Source organism: Agrobacterium sp. H141, assembly GCF_057158725.1.
This window is the reverse complement of the sequence record NZ_CM169893.1, coordinates 598,339-614,974: the sequence shown is the minus strand read 5'-3', so window position 1 is coordinate 614,974 and position 16,636 is coordinate 598,339. Positions and strand designations below refer to the sequence as shown.

General features: G+C 57.0%; 16 protein-coding genes and 1 tRNA gene. 8 read left to right on the top strand and 9 right to left on the bottom strand.

Going from position 1 to position 16,636, the window contains the following annotated elements; all coding sequences use genetic code 11:
- Positions 1–12: 12 nt before the first annotated feature.
- From cobT to ACWPM9_RS02645, 3 genes are all read right to left on the bottom strand, one after another.
- A complete protein-coding gene (cobT, locus tag ACWPM9_RS02655) occupies positions 13–1,911 on the bottom strand; it encodes a cobaltochelatase subunit CobT (protein ID WP_428188240.1) in 1,899 nt (632 codons plus the stop codon).
- Between the two features lie 10 nt (positions 1,912–1,921).
- Positions 1,922–2,914 carry a cobaltochelatase subunit CobS gene (gene cobS / locus ACWPM9_RS02650; RefSeq protein ID WP_484756645.1) on the bottom strand — a complete coding sequence of 331 codons (993 nt, stop codon included), beginning with the start codon at positions 2,912–2,914 and terminating at the stop codon, positions 1,922–1,924.
- 66 nt (positions 2,915–2,980) lie between these two features.
- On the bottom strand, positions 2,981–3,610 hold the full coding sequence (locus tag ACWPM9_RS02645) for a J domain-containing protein (RefSeq protein WP_428188238.1): 630 nt from the start codon (positions 3,608–3,610) through the stop codon (positions 2,981–2,983).
- 93 nt (positions 3,611–3,703) lie between these two features.
- On the opposite strand from ACWPM9_RS02645, the gene ACWPM9_RS02640 reads away from it, so the two are divergent.
- Positions 3,704–3,985 carry a BolA family protein gene (locus ACWPM9_RS02640; protein ID WP_484756644.1) on the top strand — a complete coding sequence of 94 codons (282 nt, stop codon included), beginning with the start codon at positions 3,704–3,706 and terminating at the stop codon, positions 3,983–3,985.
- A 23-nt stretch (positions 3,986–4,008) separates the two neighbouring features.
- Here the strand turns inward: ACWPM9_RS02640 and ACWPM9_RS02635 are convergent, their stop codons facing one another.
- From ACWPM9_RS02635 to ACWPM9_RS02625, 3 genes are read right to left on the bottom strand one after another with little or no spacing between them, the layout of a single operon-like run.
- A complete protein-coding gene (locus tag ACWPM9_RS02635; protein WP_428188323.1) occupies positions 4,009–5,301 on the bottom strand; it encodes an HlyC/CorC family transporter in 1,293 nt (430 codons plus the stop codon).
- A gap of 11 nt (positions 5,302–5,312) precedes the next feature.
- A complete protein-coding gene (gene aroB, locus ACWPM9_RS02630) occupies positions 5,313–6,440 on the bottom strand; it encodes a 3-dehydroquinate synthase (RefSeq protein ID WP_428188322.1) in 1,128 nt (375 codons plus the stop codon).
- Complete coding sequence (locus ACWPM9_RS02625; protein ID WP_428188236.1) at positions 6,433–7,041, bottom strand: shikimate kinase; 609 nt, start codon at positions 7,039–7,041, stop codon at positions 6,433–6,435. Before ACWPM9_RS02625 ends, aroB begins: the two co-directional genes overlap by 8 nt.
- A 153-nt stretch (positions 7,042–7,194) precedes the next feature.
- Here ACWPM9_RS02625 and ACWPM9_RS02620 point away from each other — a divergent pair, with 153 nt between their 5' ends.
- The 5 genes from ACWPM9_RS02620 (at position 7,195) to ACWPM9_RS02600 (ending at position 10,924) form a co-directional block, all read left to right on the top strand.
- Complete coding sequence (locus tag ACWPM9_RS02620; RefSeq protein WP_428188235.1) at positions 7,195–7,347, top strand: hypothetical protein; 153 nt, start codon at positions 7,195–7,197, stop codon at positions 7,345–7,347.
- Positions 7,348–7,356: 9 nt separating this feature from the next.
- Positions 7,357–8,304 (top strand): site-specific tyrosine recombinase XerD, encoded by a 948-nt coding sequence (gene xerD, locus ACWPM9_RS02615; RefSeq protein ID WP_484756643.1) that lies wholly within the window; start codon positions 7,357–7,359, stop codon positions 8,302–8,304.
- 62 nt (positions 8,305–8,366) lie between these two features.
- On the top strand, positions 8,367–9,320 hold the full coding sequence (locus ACWPM9_RS02610) for an acetyl-CoA carboxylase carboxyltransferase subunit alpha (RefSeq protein WP_428188233.1): 954 nt from the start codon (positions 8,367–8,369) through the stop codon (positions 9,318–9,320).
- Positions 9,321–9,491: 171 nt separating this feature from the next.
- Positions 9,492–10,694, top strand: a complete 1,203-nt coding sequence (locus ACWPM9_RS02605) for a L,D-transpeptidase family protein (RefSeq protein WP_484756642.1) — start codon at positions 9,492–9,494, stop codon at positions 10,692–10,694.
- Positions 10,695–10,750: 56 nt separating this feature from the next.
- The gene (locus ACWPM9_RS02600) at positions 10,751–10,924 is read left to right on the top strand and encodes a sulfurtransferase TusA family protein (protein WP_484756641.1); all 174 of its coding nucleotides are present in this window, start codon (positions 10,751–10,753) and stop codon (positions 10,922–10,924) included.
- 20 nt (positions 10,925–10,944) lie between these two features.
- On the opposite strand, the gene ACWPM9_RS02595 is transcribed toward ACWPM9_RS02600, so the two are convergent.
- Together ACWPM9_RS02595 and ACWPM9_RS02590 are read right to left on the bottom strand one after the other, a co-directional pair.
- Positions 10,945–12,078, bottom strand: coding sequence for a CobW family GTP-binding protein (locus ACWPM9_RS02595; RefSeq protein WP_484756640.1), 1,134 nt, complete (start codon positions 12,076–12,078; stop codon positions 10,945–10,947).
- Between the two features lie 34 nt (positions 12,079–12,112).
- Positions 12,113–13,201, bottom strand: coding sequence for a D-alanyl-D-alanine carboxypeptidase family protein (locus ACWPM9_RS02590; RefSeq protein WP_428188230.1), 1,089 nt, complete (start codon positions 13,199–13,201; stop codon positions 12,113–12,115).
- A 176-nt stretch (positions 13,202–13,377) separates the two neighbouring features.
- Here ACWPM9_RS02590 and ACWPM9_RS02585 point away from each other — a divergent pair, with 176 nt between their 5' ends.
- Complete coding sequence (locus tag ACWPM9_RS02585; protein WP_484756639.1) at positions 13,378–14,541, top strand: M20 aminoacylase family protein; 1,164 nt, start codon at positions 13,378–13,380, stop codon at positions 14,539–14,541.
- Positions 14,542–14,626: 85 nt separating this feature from the next.
- Positions 14,627–14,703, top strand: a tRNA-Arg gene (locus ACWPM9_RS02580).
- A 32-nt stretch (positions 14,704–14,735) separates the two neighbouring features.
- On the opposite strand, the gene ACWPM9_RS02575 is transcribed toward ACWPM9_RS02580, so the two are convergent.
- On the bottom strand, positions 14,736–16,586 hold the full coding sequence (locus ACWPM9_RS02575; protein ID WP_484756638.1) for a heavy metal translocating P-type ATPase: 1,851 nt from the start codon (positions 16,584–16,586) through the stop codon (positions 14,736–14,738).
- Between the last annotated feature and the right edge of the window lie 50 nt (positions 16,587–16,636).

Here is a 16,636-nt window from a genome sequence, read left to right as displayed (position 1 = left end):
GCTGATGTCAGTTCATCCAGCGCGACGCATGGAAGAGCCACCCTTCTTTTCGGGCTTGTCTTCAAACAACGCCGCGAGCTGTTCGGTCATGGCACCGGCCAACTCATCGGCATCGACGATCGTCACCGCCTTGCGGTAATAACGGGTCACGTCGTGGCCGATGCCGATCGCAAGCAGCTCCACCGGCGACTTTGTCTCGATCTGCTCGATAGCGGCCCGAAGATGCCGCTCCAGATAATTACCCGGATTGACCGAGAGTGTGGAATCATCCACCGGCGCGCCGTCCGAAATCATCATCAGGATCTTGCGCTGTTCACGCCGAGCGATCAGTCGGCCATGGGCCCACATCAGCGCTTCTCCATCGATATTTTCCTTCAGCAGACCTTCGCGCATCATCAGCCCGAGATTGCGACGCGAACGGCGCCACGGCGCGTCAGCCGACTTGTAGATGATGTGGCGCAGATCGTTCAGGCGACCGGGCGTCTGCGGCTTGCCATTGGCAAGCCATTGCTCGCGTGACGAGCCGCCTTTCCATGCTTTGGTGGTAAAGCCGAGGATTTCGACTTTGACGCCGCATCGCTCAAGTGTGCGCGCCAGAATATCGGCACAGGTCGCCGCAACCGTGATCGGGCGCCCCCGCATGGAACCTGAATTGTCGATCACGAGTGAAACGACAGTATCTCTGAATTGCGTATCCCGCTCCATTTTGAACGAGAGCGGCTGCATCGGATCGATCACCATGCGCGTCAGGCGTGCCGTGTCGAGATAGCCTTCTTCAAGATCGAAATCCCAGGACCGGTTCTGCTGCGCCATAAGGCGGCGCTGAAGACGGTTGGCCAGACGACCGACGGCACCCTGAAGATGGGCAAGCTGCTTGTCGAGAAAGGCTCTCAGACGTTCAAGCTCAGCCTCGTCGCAAAGCTCTTCAGCCTCGATAATTTCATCAAATTCCTTGGTGAAGATCTTGTAGTCGACCTTCTCGTTGAAATCATCGAATGGGCTTGCGGGACGGCGCATCTCGCCCGGCGTTTCAGACTCGTCGTCGCCCTCTTCGACCATATCGTCGTCAGAGATCTCGGCCCCGTCCATTTCGCCGTCATCCATCTGCTCCTGAGCAGACTCGCTGTCTTCGGCCGGAACCTGTTCATCGCCGGCTTCTTCCTCGGAGGAATTTTCCTGCTCCTCCTGCGAGCGCGGCTGATCTTCTTCGCTCAGATCGTCTTCGTCGGCATCTTCGGCGTCGTCGCCGAAATCCTCGGCCATTTCCATGGCGCTCAGCATATGGCGAACGACCTTGGCAAAGGCCTGCTGGTCTTCCATGGAATTGCGAAGATTGGCGAAATCCGCCGAGGCCTTTTCTTCGATGAAGGGACGCCAAAGGTCCAGCACTTGCCCCGCGCTGGCAGGCGCCTTTTCGCCCGTCAACTTTTCGCGCACGAGCATGGCCATGGCCTCGGCCAATGGCGCATCCTCCTGACGGCTGATGCCGGCGAAATTCGCCTTGGCGTATTTTTCCGAGTTCATCGCGGTCATGTTCGTGGCCATGCCGCTCATGCGGCTTGCACCGAGAGACTCGACGCGGGCCTGCTCAACGGCATCGAATACCGCACGTGCATCAGTCCCCATCGGCGCCATGGTAGCGTGAACCGACTGATCATGACAGGCAAGTCGCAGTGCCATGGAATCGCCAATACCACGCGTGACGGCCACTTCCTGTGCTGTCGGACGCTTGGAAAGCTCAGGCAACCGCACCCGGTCGCCAGCCAGACCCGGCCGTTCATTGGCGAAGGAGACCTCCACCTCGCCACTTCCGGCAACCGAGCGCACGCAGCCCGTAACCGCACGGCGAAACGGTTCGGAATCTATGATCGCGCCCGGTCTGGCGTTTGAATTGTCTCCACGGCCTGCCATAAGAGATACCTCAGGCGCCAAGCACGATGTTCGCGGCGCTTTCCTTGAGTTCGGTTCCAAAGACCCGCTGATACTGTTCAGCCACAAGCGTGCGCTCCAACTCGTCGCACTTGTTGAGGAAGGTCACGCGGAAGGCGAAGGACACATCGCCGAAGATCTCGGCATTCTCCGCCCAGGTAATGACGGTTCGCGGGCTCATCACGGTGGACAGATCGCCGTTCATGAAGGCGGCACGTGTCAGATCGGCAAGCCGAACCATCTTGCTGATGGTGTCACGGCCGGCATCGCTCTGGTTAAAGCTCTTCACCTTGGCAAGAACGATATCGACTTCATTTTGATGCGGCAGATAGTTCAGCGTCGTCACGATCGACCAGCGGTCCATCTGTGCCTGGTTAATCTGCTGGGTGCCATGATAGAGGCCCGTTGTATCGCCCAGACCGACAGTGTTTGCAGTCGAGAAAATACGGAAGGCTGGATGCGGACGAATGACGCGGCTCTGGTCAAGCAGCGTCAGACGACCGGAGGATTCCAGAACGCGCTGGATAACGAACATCACGTCAGGACGACCCGCATCGTATTCGTCGAAGACGAGAGCAACATTGTGCTGATAGGCCCAGGGCAGAATGCCGTCCTTGAATTCGGTAATCTGCTTGCCGTCCTTCAGAACAATGGCGTCCTTGCCGACAAGATCGATACGGCTGACATGGCTATCGAGGTTGACGCGAACGCATGGCCAGTTGAGGCGTGCAGCCACCTGCTCGATATGTGTCGACTTGCCTGTTCCGTGGAATCCCGAAACCATCACCCGGCGGTTATGGGCAAATCCGGCCAGAATGGCGAGCGTTGTCTCGCGGTCAAACAGGTAATCCGGATCAAGATCTGGAACATAGGCGTCGCCTTGGGAATAGGCGGGAACGCGAATGTCGGAATCGATGCCGAATACCTCCCTGACAGATACTGTGGTGTCGGGGAGGTTGGAAATTTCTAGTTCAATTTTGCTCATCGTAACTCCATGCCGAACGCGCGCCGTCCAGCCGCCTGTGCAATCGTAATTCCGTTGCGTTTTCGATTAACAGAAACCAGCCTGCTTTAACAATTGGTAGGCTTGAATAACAGCGCGAAAACGCTCTTCAGAGCCACGATCTCCGCCATTCGCATCCGGATGGTGTTTTTTTACAAGTTCCTTGTAGCGGCTCTTGATCTCCGTCGATGACGAACTTGCGCCAAGCCCCAGCGTATCAAAGGCCTTTGCTTCCAGGGTTTTCAGCTTGCGCGCGCGCGGCTGTCGCGACTTGGGAGTACCGTTCTGCGCCACGAAGCCGAACGGATCCTTCATGCGCGTATGGGCCGCAGAGGAGGCGAAGCGCGCATCCGCCTTTGAATGCAGCGGACTATCGCGCGATTCCTTGTTCACACCAACGGTCCAGGTGGGGCGATGGCCTGTAATCGCTTCTTTTTGATACCGAGCGATCTCACCATCGGAAAGGCCGGAAAAGTAGTTGTAGCCCTTGTTGTATTCTTTCACGTGCTGGAAGCAGAAGAGAAAGAATTGTCCTTCAGCGTTGCGCCCGACAGGAGCGCGGTGAGCGCCCGGCCGTTCGCAACCGTCCCATTGGCAGGTCGGAGCGGCCGTTGCGGCTTCGGGCTTCGCCTTACGTTTTGTGCGAATGCCGTCGAAATATTTCGAGTCTAGTTTCATTGTGCAATTATGGTGCTTTGCTCATGTGTCTACAAGAATTGACAAATCAGTTTTCTAGCGGCTTTGTGAACCGTTTTAGCCGGAGGCAAATCAATGACCGTTAAAACGCGTATCGAAGACAAGCTGAATGCGGCCTTCGAGCCAGAACGTCTGATCGTCCTCAATGAGAGTTCTCATCATGCCGGACATCAGCCAGACATGACCGGTGAAGGTGAAACGCATATGCGTGTCCGTATTGTGTCACCGGCCTTCACCAAATTGACGCGTGTGGCGCGACACCGCGCCATTACCGATCTGCTGAAGCCAGAATTCGACGCCGGGCTCCATGCACTGGCCATTGAAGCTGCAGCCCCCGGAGAGCCTACGCGCTGGTAAAAGCGTATCGTCCCCGCCACCGGTTATGCGGTCTTCGTCACTTCATCGATCGGACGGATCCTCAATTTGGTGATCCGGTTCTTTTCGCGCTTCATAACGATGAAGCGCTTTCCATAAAAAGTGAAGGCCTGGCGTTCTTCGGGTATGGATTTTGATTCGTGAATGACGAGGCCAGCGATCGTGGTTGCCTCCTCGTCCGGCAGATTCCAGTCGAGCGCTCGGTTGATATCTCGGATCGGAACAGTCCCGTCGACTACGATCGAACCGTCGGCTTCCTGTCGAACGCCTTGAATATCGATGTCGTGCTCATCGGCGATATCCCCGACGATTTCCTCAAGGATATCCTCAAGCGTTACAATGCCCTGCACTTCTCCATATTCATCCACGACGATGGCAAAGTGAACCTTGCGGCGCAGGAAGGCGTTCAACTGATCCTTCAGATTGGTCGTGTCTGGGACGAACCAGGGCTTTTGGGCAATCTTGGCGATGTCAATTGTCGAGGGATCCAGATCCGGTTCTGCAAGCACCCTCAGCAGATCCTTTGCATGGATCACGCCAATGATGTTTTCCATCGAACCACGCCAGAGTGGCATGCGTGTGTAAGGACTTTCAAGAACCGCGCGTACCGCCGTCTCTGGGGGATCGTCCGCACTGATGCCCCGCATCGAGGTACGGTGGATCATCACATCGGACACTTCGAGCTCACCAAGATCGAGAACGCCGCCCAGACGATCGCGGTCGGCCTTAATCACCGATCCTTCACGATGGAGCAGATCCACCGCCCCGCGCAACTCTTCCTGCGCCGACAGCATGGATGTCTCTTTCGAGAGATTGAGACCGAACATCCCGAGCAATAGGCGCACGACCAGATTGACCCCTGAGGAAAGTGGCCCCACAACAAGAACAAAAATTCGAACAAACGGCGAGACGAAAAGAGCGAAACGCTCTGGCGAGGAGATCGCCCAGCTCTTTGGCAACACTTCAGCAAACACGACCAGAAGGGCTGTCATAACCAGCGTCGCGATAGCAACGCCTGAATCCCCAAACAGCGCAAGGAAAAGGCTCGTGGTCAGTGATGATGCCAGAATGTTGACGAGATTGTTGCCAATCAGCAGTGCACCAATCAAACGGTCCTGCCTGCCGATAAGTTTGTTCACCACGCCGGCGCGCAAGTCACCGTTGTTTTCCATCGAATACATGCGGGCGCGCGAGACGGCCGTCAGCGCTGTTTCGGAACCCGAGAAAAAAGCAGAAGCACCTATAAGGCCCAAAATCGCCAGGATCAGCAGCCAGTTCTCAGACAGGATCGTGGTCATGGCATCTATGTTCATTTCGGGTGTTTTTCCTCCAGGAAACTCAAGACTTCTGACGCGGGAACATCGTCAGCCACAAATGACTGCCCGATCCCATGGGTCAGGATAAATGTCAGCTTGCCGCCCTTGACCTTCTTGTCTTGGGCAATTGCCTCCATCAACATATCGGGTGGCGGTAGCTCGCCTTCAATATCATTCATTCGTGTTGGCAGTCCAACAGCCTTCAGATGGGCTTCCACGCGCGCCGCATCATCCGGGCTCGCCAAATTGAGGCGTGAGGAAAACTGGTGCGCCAGCACCATTCCAATCGAAACCCCTTCGCCATGCACCAGTCGCCGGCTGTCATAGCCGGTTGCAGCCTCGAGAGCATGGCCGAACGTGTGGCCGAGATTGAGAAGCGCGCGCCGTCCGTTTTCCCGCTCGTCCGCTGCAACGACATTGGCCTTGGCCTGACAGCTTGTGGCAATTGCTTCGACCCGGGCAGCACCGCCGGCAAAAACGTCACGCCAATTGGTCTCGAGCCAGGAAAAGAATTCCGGATTGTCGATCAAACCATATTTGGCAACTTCCGCATATCCGGCCCGCAATTCCCGTTGGCTCAGCGTCTCAAGGACATCGGTATCGACAAGCACCAGATCAGGTTGATTGAAAACCCCGATCAGATTTTTGCCCTGACGGGCATTAATGCCTGTCTTGCCGCCGACGGACGAATCGACCTGGGATAAAAGCGATGTCGGGATCTGCACGAATCTGACACCACGCCGAACGATACCGGCGGCAAATCCCGTGAGGTCACCGATCACGCCACCGCCAAGCGCAATCACCGTGTCATTGCGCTCAATCCGTGCCTCCAGTAGCACGTCGCAAACGCGGGTCAGGTTGTCAAAGCTCTTGGTTTTCTCGCCAGGCGGCAATATCAGTGAGGTCGCATCGATACCGTCTGCTTCCAGACTGTCCATGAGACCCTCAAGATAGATCGCTCCGACATTTTCGTCGGTAACAATCGCCGCCTTACGGCCCTTGATCCGGGTGGAAATTTCCCCGCCGGCACGCTTGATAACCCCAGAACCGATCAAAATATCATAGGAACGCTCGCCAAGCGGTACATGCACGACACGTTCGGCAGTATCAATATCAGTCATCATTCACACTTTCGGAGGACACAGCCAGTCCTTGATAGGCAGCAAGAAGATCGATTACCTCCCGCACAATCAGCTCTTTTCGAACATCACGCGAATGAACGGTGATATCGGCAAGGGCGTAGACGGGGTATCTCTGGTCCATCAAATTGGCGAGCGTCTGCTTTGGGTTTTCGGTTTTAAGCAGCGGCCTGTGGTCGCGCTTGTTAACGCGCTCCCACAATACATCGAGGTCCGCCTTCAGCCACAACGAAATTCCGCCGCGCTCTATCTGCCTGCGCGTCCTGTCGTTGATGAAGGCGCCACCGCCCGTCGAGATAACACGCGGACCCGATTTGAGAAGACGTTTGATAACGCGGGTCTCAAGCGCTCGAAACTCATGCTCACCATAAGCGGCAAACAACTCGCTGATGGTCATGCGCGAGACCCGCTCGATTTCCGCATCGGTATCGACAAAGGGTAATCCAAGCTGTTGCGCCACCATTCGGCCAATAGCCGATTTGCCCGCCCCCATAAGCCCCACGAACACAATGTCGCGCCGGCCCAGGGCAGTTCGCACCTTGGCGGCAATAGTGGGTGCGGCAGTGATAGTTGGATCGGTCATCGGTCCCGTTCGCAATTCTTTTACAACGGTATTGATATTTAAGATCGCGACGTCAAGCCAACCGGCCAAAAACCGGGCAAAGCACACCCAACTTGTCGTTTCCCATGTGGATCACGATATGAGGTGACAAACTGAGACCCGAAAGATGGATCGATGCCAACACTGCTCCGCTTCCTGTTTTTTTGCGCAACGGTCGCTGCAATCATCTATGGTGCCATGCTGGCGCTGGTCGTTTTCGTTGAACCACACGAGCGCGACATCGTTGTTCGTGTGCCGGCTGAACGCATGAACCCGCCAGAACAATGAGAGATACCGTTGCCCGATCTCAGCCAAGCCCGTATTGAAGCCTTCCTGGAGATGATGAGCGCTGAACGCGGCGCGGCAGGCAACACGCTCACCTCCTATGAGAGAGACCTCGCCGATCTCCACGATTTCCTGACTTCTCGAAAAGTGCTGCTTGTGCAGGCAGCATCAGGCGATCTGTCCGCCTATCTGGCAGATCTCTCCAGACGCGGCTTTCAGGCATCGTCTCAAGCACGCCGCCTGTCGGCCATGCGTCAGTTTTACAAGTTTCTCTATGCCGAAGGGCTGCGCACAGACGACCCGACCGGAATCTTGGATGCGCCAAAGAAGGGGCGCCCTCTTCCAAAGACCATGAGCATTGAGGATGTAGACCGGCTCCTCAACCTTGCGGCAGAAGAGGCAAAGCAGAATGAAGGCGGCAATTTGGGCAGGCTGCGGCTTCATGCGCTCCTGGAATTGCTCTATGCCACGGGAATGCGAGTCAGCGAACTTGTGTCGCTGCCAGCCAAGGTTCTGGACATCAAGGAGCAATTTCTTGTGGTCAAAGGCAAGGGCAACAAGGAACGGCTGGTTCCGCTTTCAGGCGCGGCCACCCGTGCGCTTGCTGCATACGGCCACGTGTTGAAAGCCACAGCGCCCGACACATCTTTGGAAAACCGTTGGCTATTCCCATCCGCGAGCAAGGAAGGCTATTTGCCCCGCCAGGTCTTTGCCCGCGAACTGAAGGCACTTGCCGCACGCGCCGGTTTACGGGTTTCTGCCATCTCCCCTCATGTTTTGCGCCATGCCTTTGCAAGTCATCTTCTGGAAAACGGCGCGGACCTGCGTGTCGTTCAGGAATTGCTGGGTCACAGCGACATTTCGACCACGCAAATCTACACTCACGTGCTGGAAGAGCGGTTGCGTCAGCTGGTCGAAACACATCACCCTCTTGCAAAACAGGTCAAAAGAGGGGATTAGGACCGGAAAACCCGGTACTCGGGCCCTCGATAACGGGGGCGAAACGATCGGAAACGGAATTTATGCAAAATTATCTCGACTTCGAAAAACCAATCTCTGATCTCGAAGGCAAGATCCGCGAGCTGAAGAAAATCGCAAGCGAAGACGAAAGCATCGATACCTCCGAGGAAATCGAGCGCTTGGAAGGTCGCGTCCGCGAAGCTATGGAAGATATCTATTCCAAGCTGAATGCCTGGCAGAAAACCCAGGTCGCGCGCCATCCTCAGCGTCCGCATTTTGTCGACTTTTCAAAGCAACTCTTTACTGAGTTCACACCGCTTGCCGGCGATAGGAAGTTCTCCGAGGACGCCGCGATCCAGGCAGGTCTTGCACGTTTTCGCGGACAGCCCGTCGCCGTGATCGGCCAGGAGAAGGGCAACGACACCAAGTCGCGCCTGAAGCACAATTTCGGCAGCCCTCGCCCTGAAGGCTATCGCAAAGCCGTTCGCGTGATGGAAATGGCCGACCGCTTCGGTCTTCCCGTGGTCACCCTCGTTGATACGGCAGGCGCTTATCCGGGCGTCGGTGCTGAAGAACGTGGCCAGGCAGAAGCAATCGCGCGCTCCACGGAAATGTGTCTTTCGCTCAAGGTTCCGATGATCTCCGTCGTCATCGGCGAAGGGGGATCTGGGGGCGCTATCGCCATTGCCACCGGCAACCGGGTCTATATGCTGGAACATGCAATCTACTCGGTGATCTCGCCGGAAGGTGCAGCCTCCATTCTCTGGCGCGACTCCACCCGTGCCAAGGAAGCGGCGACCAACATGAAGATCACGGCAGAAGATCTAAAGTCTTTGGGCGTGATTGACGGCATCATCCCAGAGCCACTCGGCGGCGCCCATCGCGATCCGGACAGTGTGATCGGCCGCACCGGAGAGGTGATTGCCAATGCGCTCAAGGATCTCGGACAGTTGTCCGGCGATGCCGTGAGAGCAGACCGCAGGAAGAAATTCCTCGAGATTGGTCGCAACCTCTAGGGTCACACCGGCTGCGGTCACAATCTTGCTACTATTTTCTGCCGAAAAGTGTCGGCAGAAGGCTGTTTTATCAGCGATAGTTAACATGTTGTGAAGATGATGGGTTTACCATCGACTCAAACCGGCTATGCATGAATCTTCCGATAGCCTTTTCGACAAGAGTTCAGCGGAATGCATGTGAAATCGACAGCAATCGTCCTGTTCCTTGCCGTTGCCACCCTGGCCGGGTGCAACGACACGCTGGATAGTTTCGATCCATCGAAGATCAGCAACAAGGTCGAACAGCCGCTTCCATCTAAAATTCTGGCCGCCATGAAGGCCAAGGGCATGGAACGCAATTCGCCGATCATGATCCGTGTCTTCAAGGAAGAAGGCGTTCTGGAAATCTGGAAGGCCAAGACCAACAACCGGTTCGACAAGATTGCCGAATATGAAATCTGTGCATGGTCGGGCAAGCTTGGACCCAAGGTGAAAGAAGGCGATCGTCAGGCTCCGGAGGGCTACTATCCGCTCACGCCCTATCACCTCAACCCAAATTCAAAGTATTTTCTGGCAATCAATACCGGCTATCCCAACCGTTTCGATCAGGCCAATGGCCGCACAGGAAGCAACCTGATGATCCACGGCGCCTGCTCGTCGTCTGGCTGCTATTCGATGACTGACGCCCAGATCATGGAAATCTACGCGTTCGCGCGCGACGCTTTCAAGGGTGGCCAGCAGACGGTACAGCTCCAGGCTTTCCCGTTCAGGATGACTGCCGAAAACATGGCCCGCCATCGGCTGAGTCCCCATTACGACTTCTGGAAAATGCTGAAAGTCGGCTACGATAATTTCGAAGTGACCAAACGTCCGCCGGAAGTAGCAGTGTGTGGCCGGCAATATGTCTTCAACCAGCAAGTCGAAGGCAATGCTACTGTGAATGCAGCCGCTGCTTGTCCCCCCATGTTCACCCCACCGGCACTGGCATCTGCGCTTGCATCCTATAACGTCTCCTATGAACGCGATTACGCAAAGGCGCTGAACAAATACAAGGGTAAGGCATGGGTCGATCCAAGCGAAGCCGAGCGCAAGGCACTGGTCGCCGCAAAGCGCAAGGCAAAAGCCAGCGACCTCGCCTATGCACCCACAGGCTCAGCGCTGAAAGCTGGCCGTCTGGTCAGCATCGACGAGTTTGAGGCAATGAGCAGCGACCAACCTGCGGCAACGCAGACGCCACCTGTTCCAGCAGCAACCGCACAATCAGCGCCAGCCAGTCCTGCGGTGGCCCCGACCACAACGGCAACCGTGCCAGTGCCAGTTCCCAATCCTCAGACTGAAACTGCAGAGCAACCGGCAGCCAGGAAACCTTTCTGGAAGCTGTGGTCCAGTCAGTGACCTCTGAGGAGTTGATCGTCGTCGACCTTAAGGGGCTGAAATGTCCCCTCCCGGTCATGAAGACACGCAAGCGGCTGGAGAAGCTGCCGCGCGGCACGACAATTGCTGTCGAAACGACCGATCCTCTGGCAGGTATCGATATTCCCCATTTCTGCCGCGAAGACGGCCATGGCCTCCTCGAGAGCGTAAAGACCGTCGATGGCCACCGCTTCATCATCCGCAAGGCGTGACAGGAGCCGGATAGACGCAGCTACATCTTCATGCCCGGGATCGCCAACGGATTATCCTCCAGCGCTGCCCGGTCAGGCCTGTCAATCGATGGCTTGCCGGCGAACGTGTCGAACAGTTCCCGCACATAATCCTCGGGCAGATTCTGGGTAATTAGTACCAGCCGCGTCCGCTTGTCCTTCGGGTCAGGCCATTCAGGCAGACGTTCGGGGCGGTGAAAGATCGACTGAACTCCATGCAGTACCAGCGGCCGTTCGGGATTGTCAGTCAGACCGACAATGGCCTTCATGCGCAATAACTTCTCGCCATGCGCAGAGCGTAGCAGATCCATGAACATCTCAAGTGCCGCCTGATCGATGGGCTGTTCGTGAATGATCGAAAAGGATCGGATATTTTCACCGTGGCGATTGATGTCATGATGGTGGTGCCCATGGTCGTGGTGGTGGTGACCCTCATGATGATGGTGGCTATGCGCGTCACCGGTTTCTGCCCGCAGCCAGCGCGCAACATCAGCCGTCTTCGTCTGCGGATCGTAAAGCCCGTTGTCGAAAATCGAAGCGAGCCCGGCTTCCTCGCTATCGCCGTCAACAATCGGCGCATGCGGGTTAAGTTCGCGCAGGCGTTCACGAAGTGTAGCGACGGTTGCCGCGTCGCTCATACTGTTTTTGGACAGGATTAGCCGGTCCGCCACGGCCACCTGTTTGACGGCTTCGGAAAACCGCTCGAGATTGGAAACCCCGTTAACGGCATCCACCAAAGTGACCACGCCTTCCAGTTCGAAAGTCTCGCCAATCACGGGATGCCCCATGACCGACTGCATGACCGGTGCAGGATCGGCAAGCCCTGTGGTCTCGATGACGACACGAGTCAGCTTCTTCAAGCCAGCGGTCTGCATCGCATCGGCAAGCATGGCCAGCGTATCGACAAGCGCGCCGCGCACGGTGCAACAAAGGCAACCGTCCGAGAGCTCGATAATGGCTTCATCCGACGCCGTGACCAGCAAATGATCGATGCCGACCTCACCAAATTCATTGATGATGATCGCCGCATCCCGCATCGCAGGATCTTTGAGAATACGGTTCAGCAGCGTTGATTTTCCAGCGCCGAGAAAGCCGGTAATGATGGAAACAGGCACGCGGTCACGCCGTGCAGCCATGGGAGTTCTCCCTTATGGTTATGGATAACGACTTTTAGAATGTTGGTCGCGGAATGGGGATCGGAACATTGGCGATCTCAGGCTTGCCCGCGGATGCAGCAGCGCCGCTCCCGGCAAGGAGACCGGCAAAGACGGTCCGTGGCGGATGGTTCATTTCCTGAATATAGGGAGAATGCACCACCATGCGGCCTTCCTCGTCGCGCCCTTCGCTGCGTTCGGCGCGGGCCTTCGGATTACAGATCTGCGCACTGATATCGGCGACAGCATCGCGGCCGGCCCCATAAGGTGCCAGCGACTGCAGCGGCACGCCGCCGGCAGAGGTCGTCAGGCCCTTTTGCAGCAGTTCGGCAGAAAGGTCCGCGCGTTCGCCAAGACTATCTGCTCCGAGCACAACGGAGATCACAGTGCGTCCGCGCCGCGTCGCCGATGACACCTGATTGAAGCCGGAGGCGCAGATGTAACCGGTTTTCATGCCATCCGCGCCGTCGAAACGCCCGATCAGCAGATTGTAGTTGGGATAACTGCGCTTGCCAGTGTTGATACCCTCCAGCGAAAAATAGCCGGCATATTGCGGAAATTCGCGACGAATGGCCATTGCCAGCACGGCAAGGTCCCGCGCTGTCGTATACTGGCCACTGCCCGGCAATCCGTTGGGATTGACGAAGCGAGACGAACGCATGCCGAGCCTTGCGGCCTCACCGTTCATACGCCCGACGAAATTATCGAGAGATCCGCCAACTGTCTCGGCAATGGCCACCGCCACGTCGTTGGCAGATTTCACCAGCATGATCTTCAGAGCACTGTCGAGCGTCATCTGCGAGCCGGGCTTGAAATACATCTTGCTCGCCGGTTGCGCGGACGCTTTCTGGCTCATAGTCACAATCGTATCCAGCCCCACCTGGCGCTGCTTGATGGCGCGGAACACCGTATAGGCCGTCATGAGCTTGGTGAGCGATGCAGGATACCATTTGCGAAAGGCATCCTCATGCTCGATCACCCGTCCGCTGTTGACATCGATCACCATCTTCGGATTGGCATAAGCGGCAAGGGGTGCGCCGGTGGCGATCAGAACCGCAATTGTGCCGCTGATCAACAGACGGCCGATGGACGGTAAAGATCTCATCTTATTGCCTTGCACGAATGGTCCTCCCGCTTCAGGATATGGAAATTGCAAACCGCTCTTAGCATGTCCAACGCGGATGGAATGGCAAAGACGGTGAATTAGGTCAATTATGGAGCGGACAATCTGTCATTCAACCGCTAAATTACACATCTCTGTCATCTACAGGACTTTCATTCATGCCCATACTGAATCGCGCCGCTGAATTGCAGGCCGAACTGACCCAATGGCGTCACCATCTCCACCAAAATCCGGAAATTCTCTACGAGGTGCATAACACCGCAGCCTTTGTCGAGGAAAAGCTCAAGGAATTCGGTGTTGATGAGGTTGTCACTGGTCTCGGGCGGACGGGCGTCGTCGGTGTCATTCACGGTCGGGCACCGGGAAATCGCGCAATCGGTCTGCGCGCGGACATGGATGCTCTGCCCCTTGAGGAAATGACCGGCAAGCCCTGGGCATCCAAGACTGCGGGCCGAATGCACGCCTGCGGACATGACGGCCACACATCCATGCTGCTTGGTGCCGCAAAATATCTGGCCGAGACTCGCAATTTCAACGGCAAGGTCATCGTCATCTTCCAGCCTGCAGAAGAAGGCGGACGTGGCGCGCTTGCCATGGTCGAAGATGGTTTGATGGAGCAGTTCGGCATCGAGGAAGTCTACGGCATGCACAATATGCCGGGCATGCCGGTGGGTACCTTTGCCATCAGGAAGGGCGGCATCATGGCGGCACCCGACAAGTTCAACATCCTGGTAAAGGGCAGAGGCGGCCACGGGGCAGAACCGCACAACACGGTCGACCCTATTGTCATCGGATCGCAGATCGTCGGCGCGCTGCAGGTCATTGCCGCGCGCAATGCCAATCCGCTGCGTTCTGTCGTTGTTTCGGTCACCACCTTCCATGCCGGCACCGCGCACAACATCATTCCCGAAGATGCTCACCTCGGAGGCACCGTCCGTTCGCTGGATGAAAAAGTGCGCAGCCTGGCCGAGAAGCGTATTGGCGAGATCGCCCATGGGATTGCAGCCGCCAACGGCGCAGAGATCGTATTCGAATATGAACGCGCATGCCCGGTAACGGTGAACCATCCGGACGAGACAGATCACGCGGCAAAGGCGGCAATCAACGTCGTCGGCCCATCAAACGTCAATACCGAAGTGGATGCCTCCATGGCCGGTGAAGACTTCGCCTTCATGCTCCAGGCGCGACCGGGCGCCTATATCATGATCGGCAACGGCGACACTGCAGGCCTGCACAATCAGGCCTATGACTTCAACGACGAAGCAATTGCCTATGGCGTCTCCTATTGGGTGAAGCTTGCCGAGCAACGACTGACGGATTGAGCAGCAGGCGCAGTGGGTGCCGAATTGTTTTTTCACCCATGAGGCTTGGCTTGCCGCTTCTGCTTTTGTAAGGATGTCGCCAAGTGGTCCCGTAGCTCAGCAGGATAGAGCACCAGATTCCTAATCTGGGGGTCACGCGTTCGAATCGCGTCGGGATCACCATTTCTCACTAGGCTTGAAATTGAGGCGACACTTCAGTCGGCAGGCACCTGTAGCGCACGCAAGGCATTGAAGATGACCGCTACATCGATCAACTCCTGGAGCAACGCACCCTGCACGGGCGGCAGATAGCCGAGCGCTGCAAAGATCATGGCCACCAGTGAAAGACCGATCCCTGCGACAACACTCTGCCGGGCGATCATCTTCGTGCGCGATGCGACCCGCAATCCGGCGGCAAGACGACCGAGATCGTCTACAAGCAGGACGGCATCGGCTGCTTCCGACGATGCCGCTGAACCATGTGCCCCCATCGCAATGCCGACATCCGCAGCAGCGAGCGCCGGAGCATCATTGACACCGTCTCCGACCATCATCACCGGTCCCTCGCGTCGGGCGTCCAGAACGATCTCGACCTTGCGAGCCGGAGTCAGATCTCCGTGAATGCTGGTGATGCCAAGCACCTCGCCCACCGACCGCGTCACATCCTCCCGGTCGCCCGACGCCAATATGATGCGCTCGATCCCTGCCTTGTGAAGCGCCGCAATCACCGACTTTGCTTCCGGCCTCGGCATGTCGGACAAAAGCAGGACACCTGCGGGCTTGCCGTCAAGTGCGACGGCAACCACGGCCGTTCCCAAAGGTCTGTTCGCGGCCAAAGCCCGGAAATTACTACCCTCGCAATTGATTTCAACGAAATCGCTTCCGCCAACGACAAGCTGATGACCGTCAACGGATCCGGCAATGCCATTTCCCGGCGTCTCCGTTGCCAAAGCTGGCGAATCAAGCACGAGGCCCAGACGGCTGGCGGCCCGCACGAGCATGACAGCGCTTGGATGATTGGATGCCTGGTCAAGCGATGCGGCAAGGCGCGTCATCTCTTGCGGGTCTATGCCCGGCATCACCCGGGTCTCCACAATGCCTGCCTCACCGCTGGTCAACGTGCCAGTCTTGTCCATGACCGCAATACGGACACTGGCCAGCGTTTCCAGCGCGCCGCCTGTCTTGACCAGCAGACCAAGCGAGGCGAGCCGGGACATTCCCGATATGACAGCAACCGGCACGGCAAGGATCAAAGGGCAAGGTGTGGCAACGACCAGCACAGAGAGGGCCCTCAGTTCGTCGCCGGACCAGTACCAGGCAACGGAAGCAACCAGTAATGTTGCGACCAGAAACCAGATTGCATAGCGGTCTGCCAGCCTCATGATCGGAGCGCGGCTCGCCTGGGCACCCTCCACCAGTCGCACGATATTGGCATAGGTACTGGCTGCAGCAGGCCTCGTGACAACGAGATCGAAGGCCGCACCCACGGACACACCACCGCTGGCAATGTCGTCACGCGCATTGAAGCGAACAGGCAGAGGTTCACCTGTGAGGGCTGACATATCGATATCGGCACGATCACCGGAAAGCGTTCCATCGACGGGGATCACCTCACCCTGGCGAACCAGAACCTTGTCGCCGGGCACGAGGCTGTCGATTGAAACTTCAACAAGCCGATCATCGTCATAACGCATGGCCACATGTGGAACGCGACCGAGAAGACCAGTCATTTCCCGGCGCGCCCTGCCCTCGGCAAAACTCTCCAGCTGCTGTCCACCGGCATACATCAGTGCAACGATGATCGCTGCAAGCGGCTCGCCAAACACCAAGGCTGCAGAGATGGACAGCCCTGCGATGATATCAACGCCAAACCGGCCCTGAACCAGCGAGCGAACCACTTCAAATGTGAGGGCTGCAAGGACGATTGCAGCACCGCCAAACCAGAGCCTCTCGGCAAAAACCGCACGATCAGCCAGGTAGAAGGCAATGCCAGCGCCCAGCGCAAGAAATGTCAGGCCGGCGAGTGCCAGCCACAGGTGACGTAAGAAAACGTCGCTTACAGACATCGGCCATCTTCCAAAGCCGTGGAACCGTGCCCAAGCCTGAGACGACATTA

Excerpts from the sequence above, each read along its gene's own strand:
- ACWPM9_RS02600 (WP_484756641.1), top strand. The coding sequence starts at position 10,751 with ATGAAGACACGCAAGCGGCTGGAGAAGCTGCCGCGCGGCACGACAATT.
- ACWPM9_RS02635 (WP_428188323.1), bottom strand. The coding sequence starts at position 5,301 with ATGACCACGATCCTGTCTGAGAACTGGCTGCTGATCCTGGCGATTTTG.
- ACWPM9_RS02605 (WP_484756642.1), top strand. The coding sequence starts at position 9,492 with ATGCATGTGAAATCGACAGCAATCGTCCTGTTCCTTGCCGTTGCCACC.
- aroB (WP_428188322.1), bottom strand. The coding sequence starts at position 6,440 with ATGACTGATATTGATACTGCCGAACGTGTCGTGCATGTACCGCTTGGC.
- cobS (WP_484756645.1), bottom strand. The coding sequence starts at position 2,914 with ATGAGCAAAATTGAACTAGAAATTTCCAACCTCCCCGACACCACAGTA.
- ACWPM9_RS02620 (WP_428188235.1), top strand. The coding sequence starts at position 7,195 with ATGCCAACACTGCTCCGCTTCCTGTTTTTTTGCGCAACGGTCGCTGCA.
- ACWPM9_RS02610 (WP_428188233.1), top strand. The coding sequence starts at position 8,367 with ATGCAAAATTATCTCGACTTCGAAAAACCAATCTCTGATCTCGAAGGC.
- ACWPM9_RS02645 (WP_428188238.1), bottom strand. The coding sequence starts at position 3,610 with ATGAAACTAGACTCGAAATATTTCGACGGCATTCGCACAAAACGTAAG.
- ACWPM9_RS02595 (WP_484756640.1), bottom strand. The coding sequence starts at position 12,078 with ATGGCTGCACGGCGTGACCGCGTGCCTGTTTCCATCATTACCGGCTTT.
- ACWPM9_RS02585 (WP_484756639.1), top strand. The coding sequence starts at position 13,378 with ATGCCCATACTGAATCGCGCCGCTGAATTGCAGGCCGAACTGACCCAA.
- ACWPM9_RS02625 (WP_428188236.1), bottom strand. The coding sequence starts at position 7,041 with ATGACCGATCCAACTATCACTGCCGCACCCACTATTGCCGCCAAGGTG.
- cobT (WP_428188240.1), bottom strand. The coding sequence starts at position 1,911 with ATGGCAGGCCGTGGAGACAATTCAAACGCCAGACCGGGCGCGATCATA.
- ACWPM9_RS02640 (WP_484756644.1), top strand. The coding sequence starts at position 3,704 with ATGACCGTTAAAACGCGTATCGAAGACAAGCTGAATGCGGCCTTCGAG.
- ACWPM9_RS02590 (WP_428188230.1), bottom strand. The coding sequence starts at position 13,201 with ATGAGATCTTTACCGTCCATCGGCCGTCTGTTGATCAGCGGCACAATT.
- ACWPM9_RS02575 (WP_484756638.1), bottom strand. The coding sequence starts at position 16,586 with ATGTCTGTAAGCGACGTTTTCTTACGTCACCTGTGGCTGGCACTCGCC.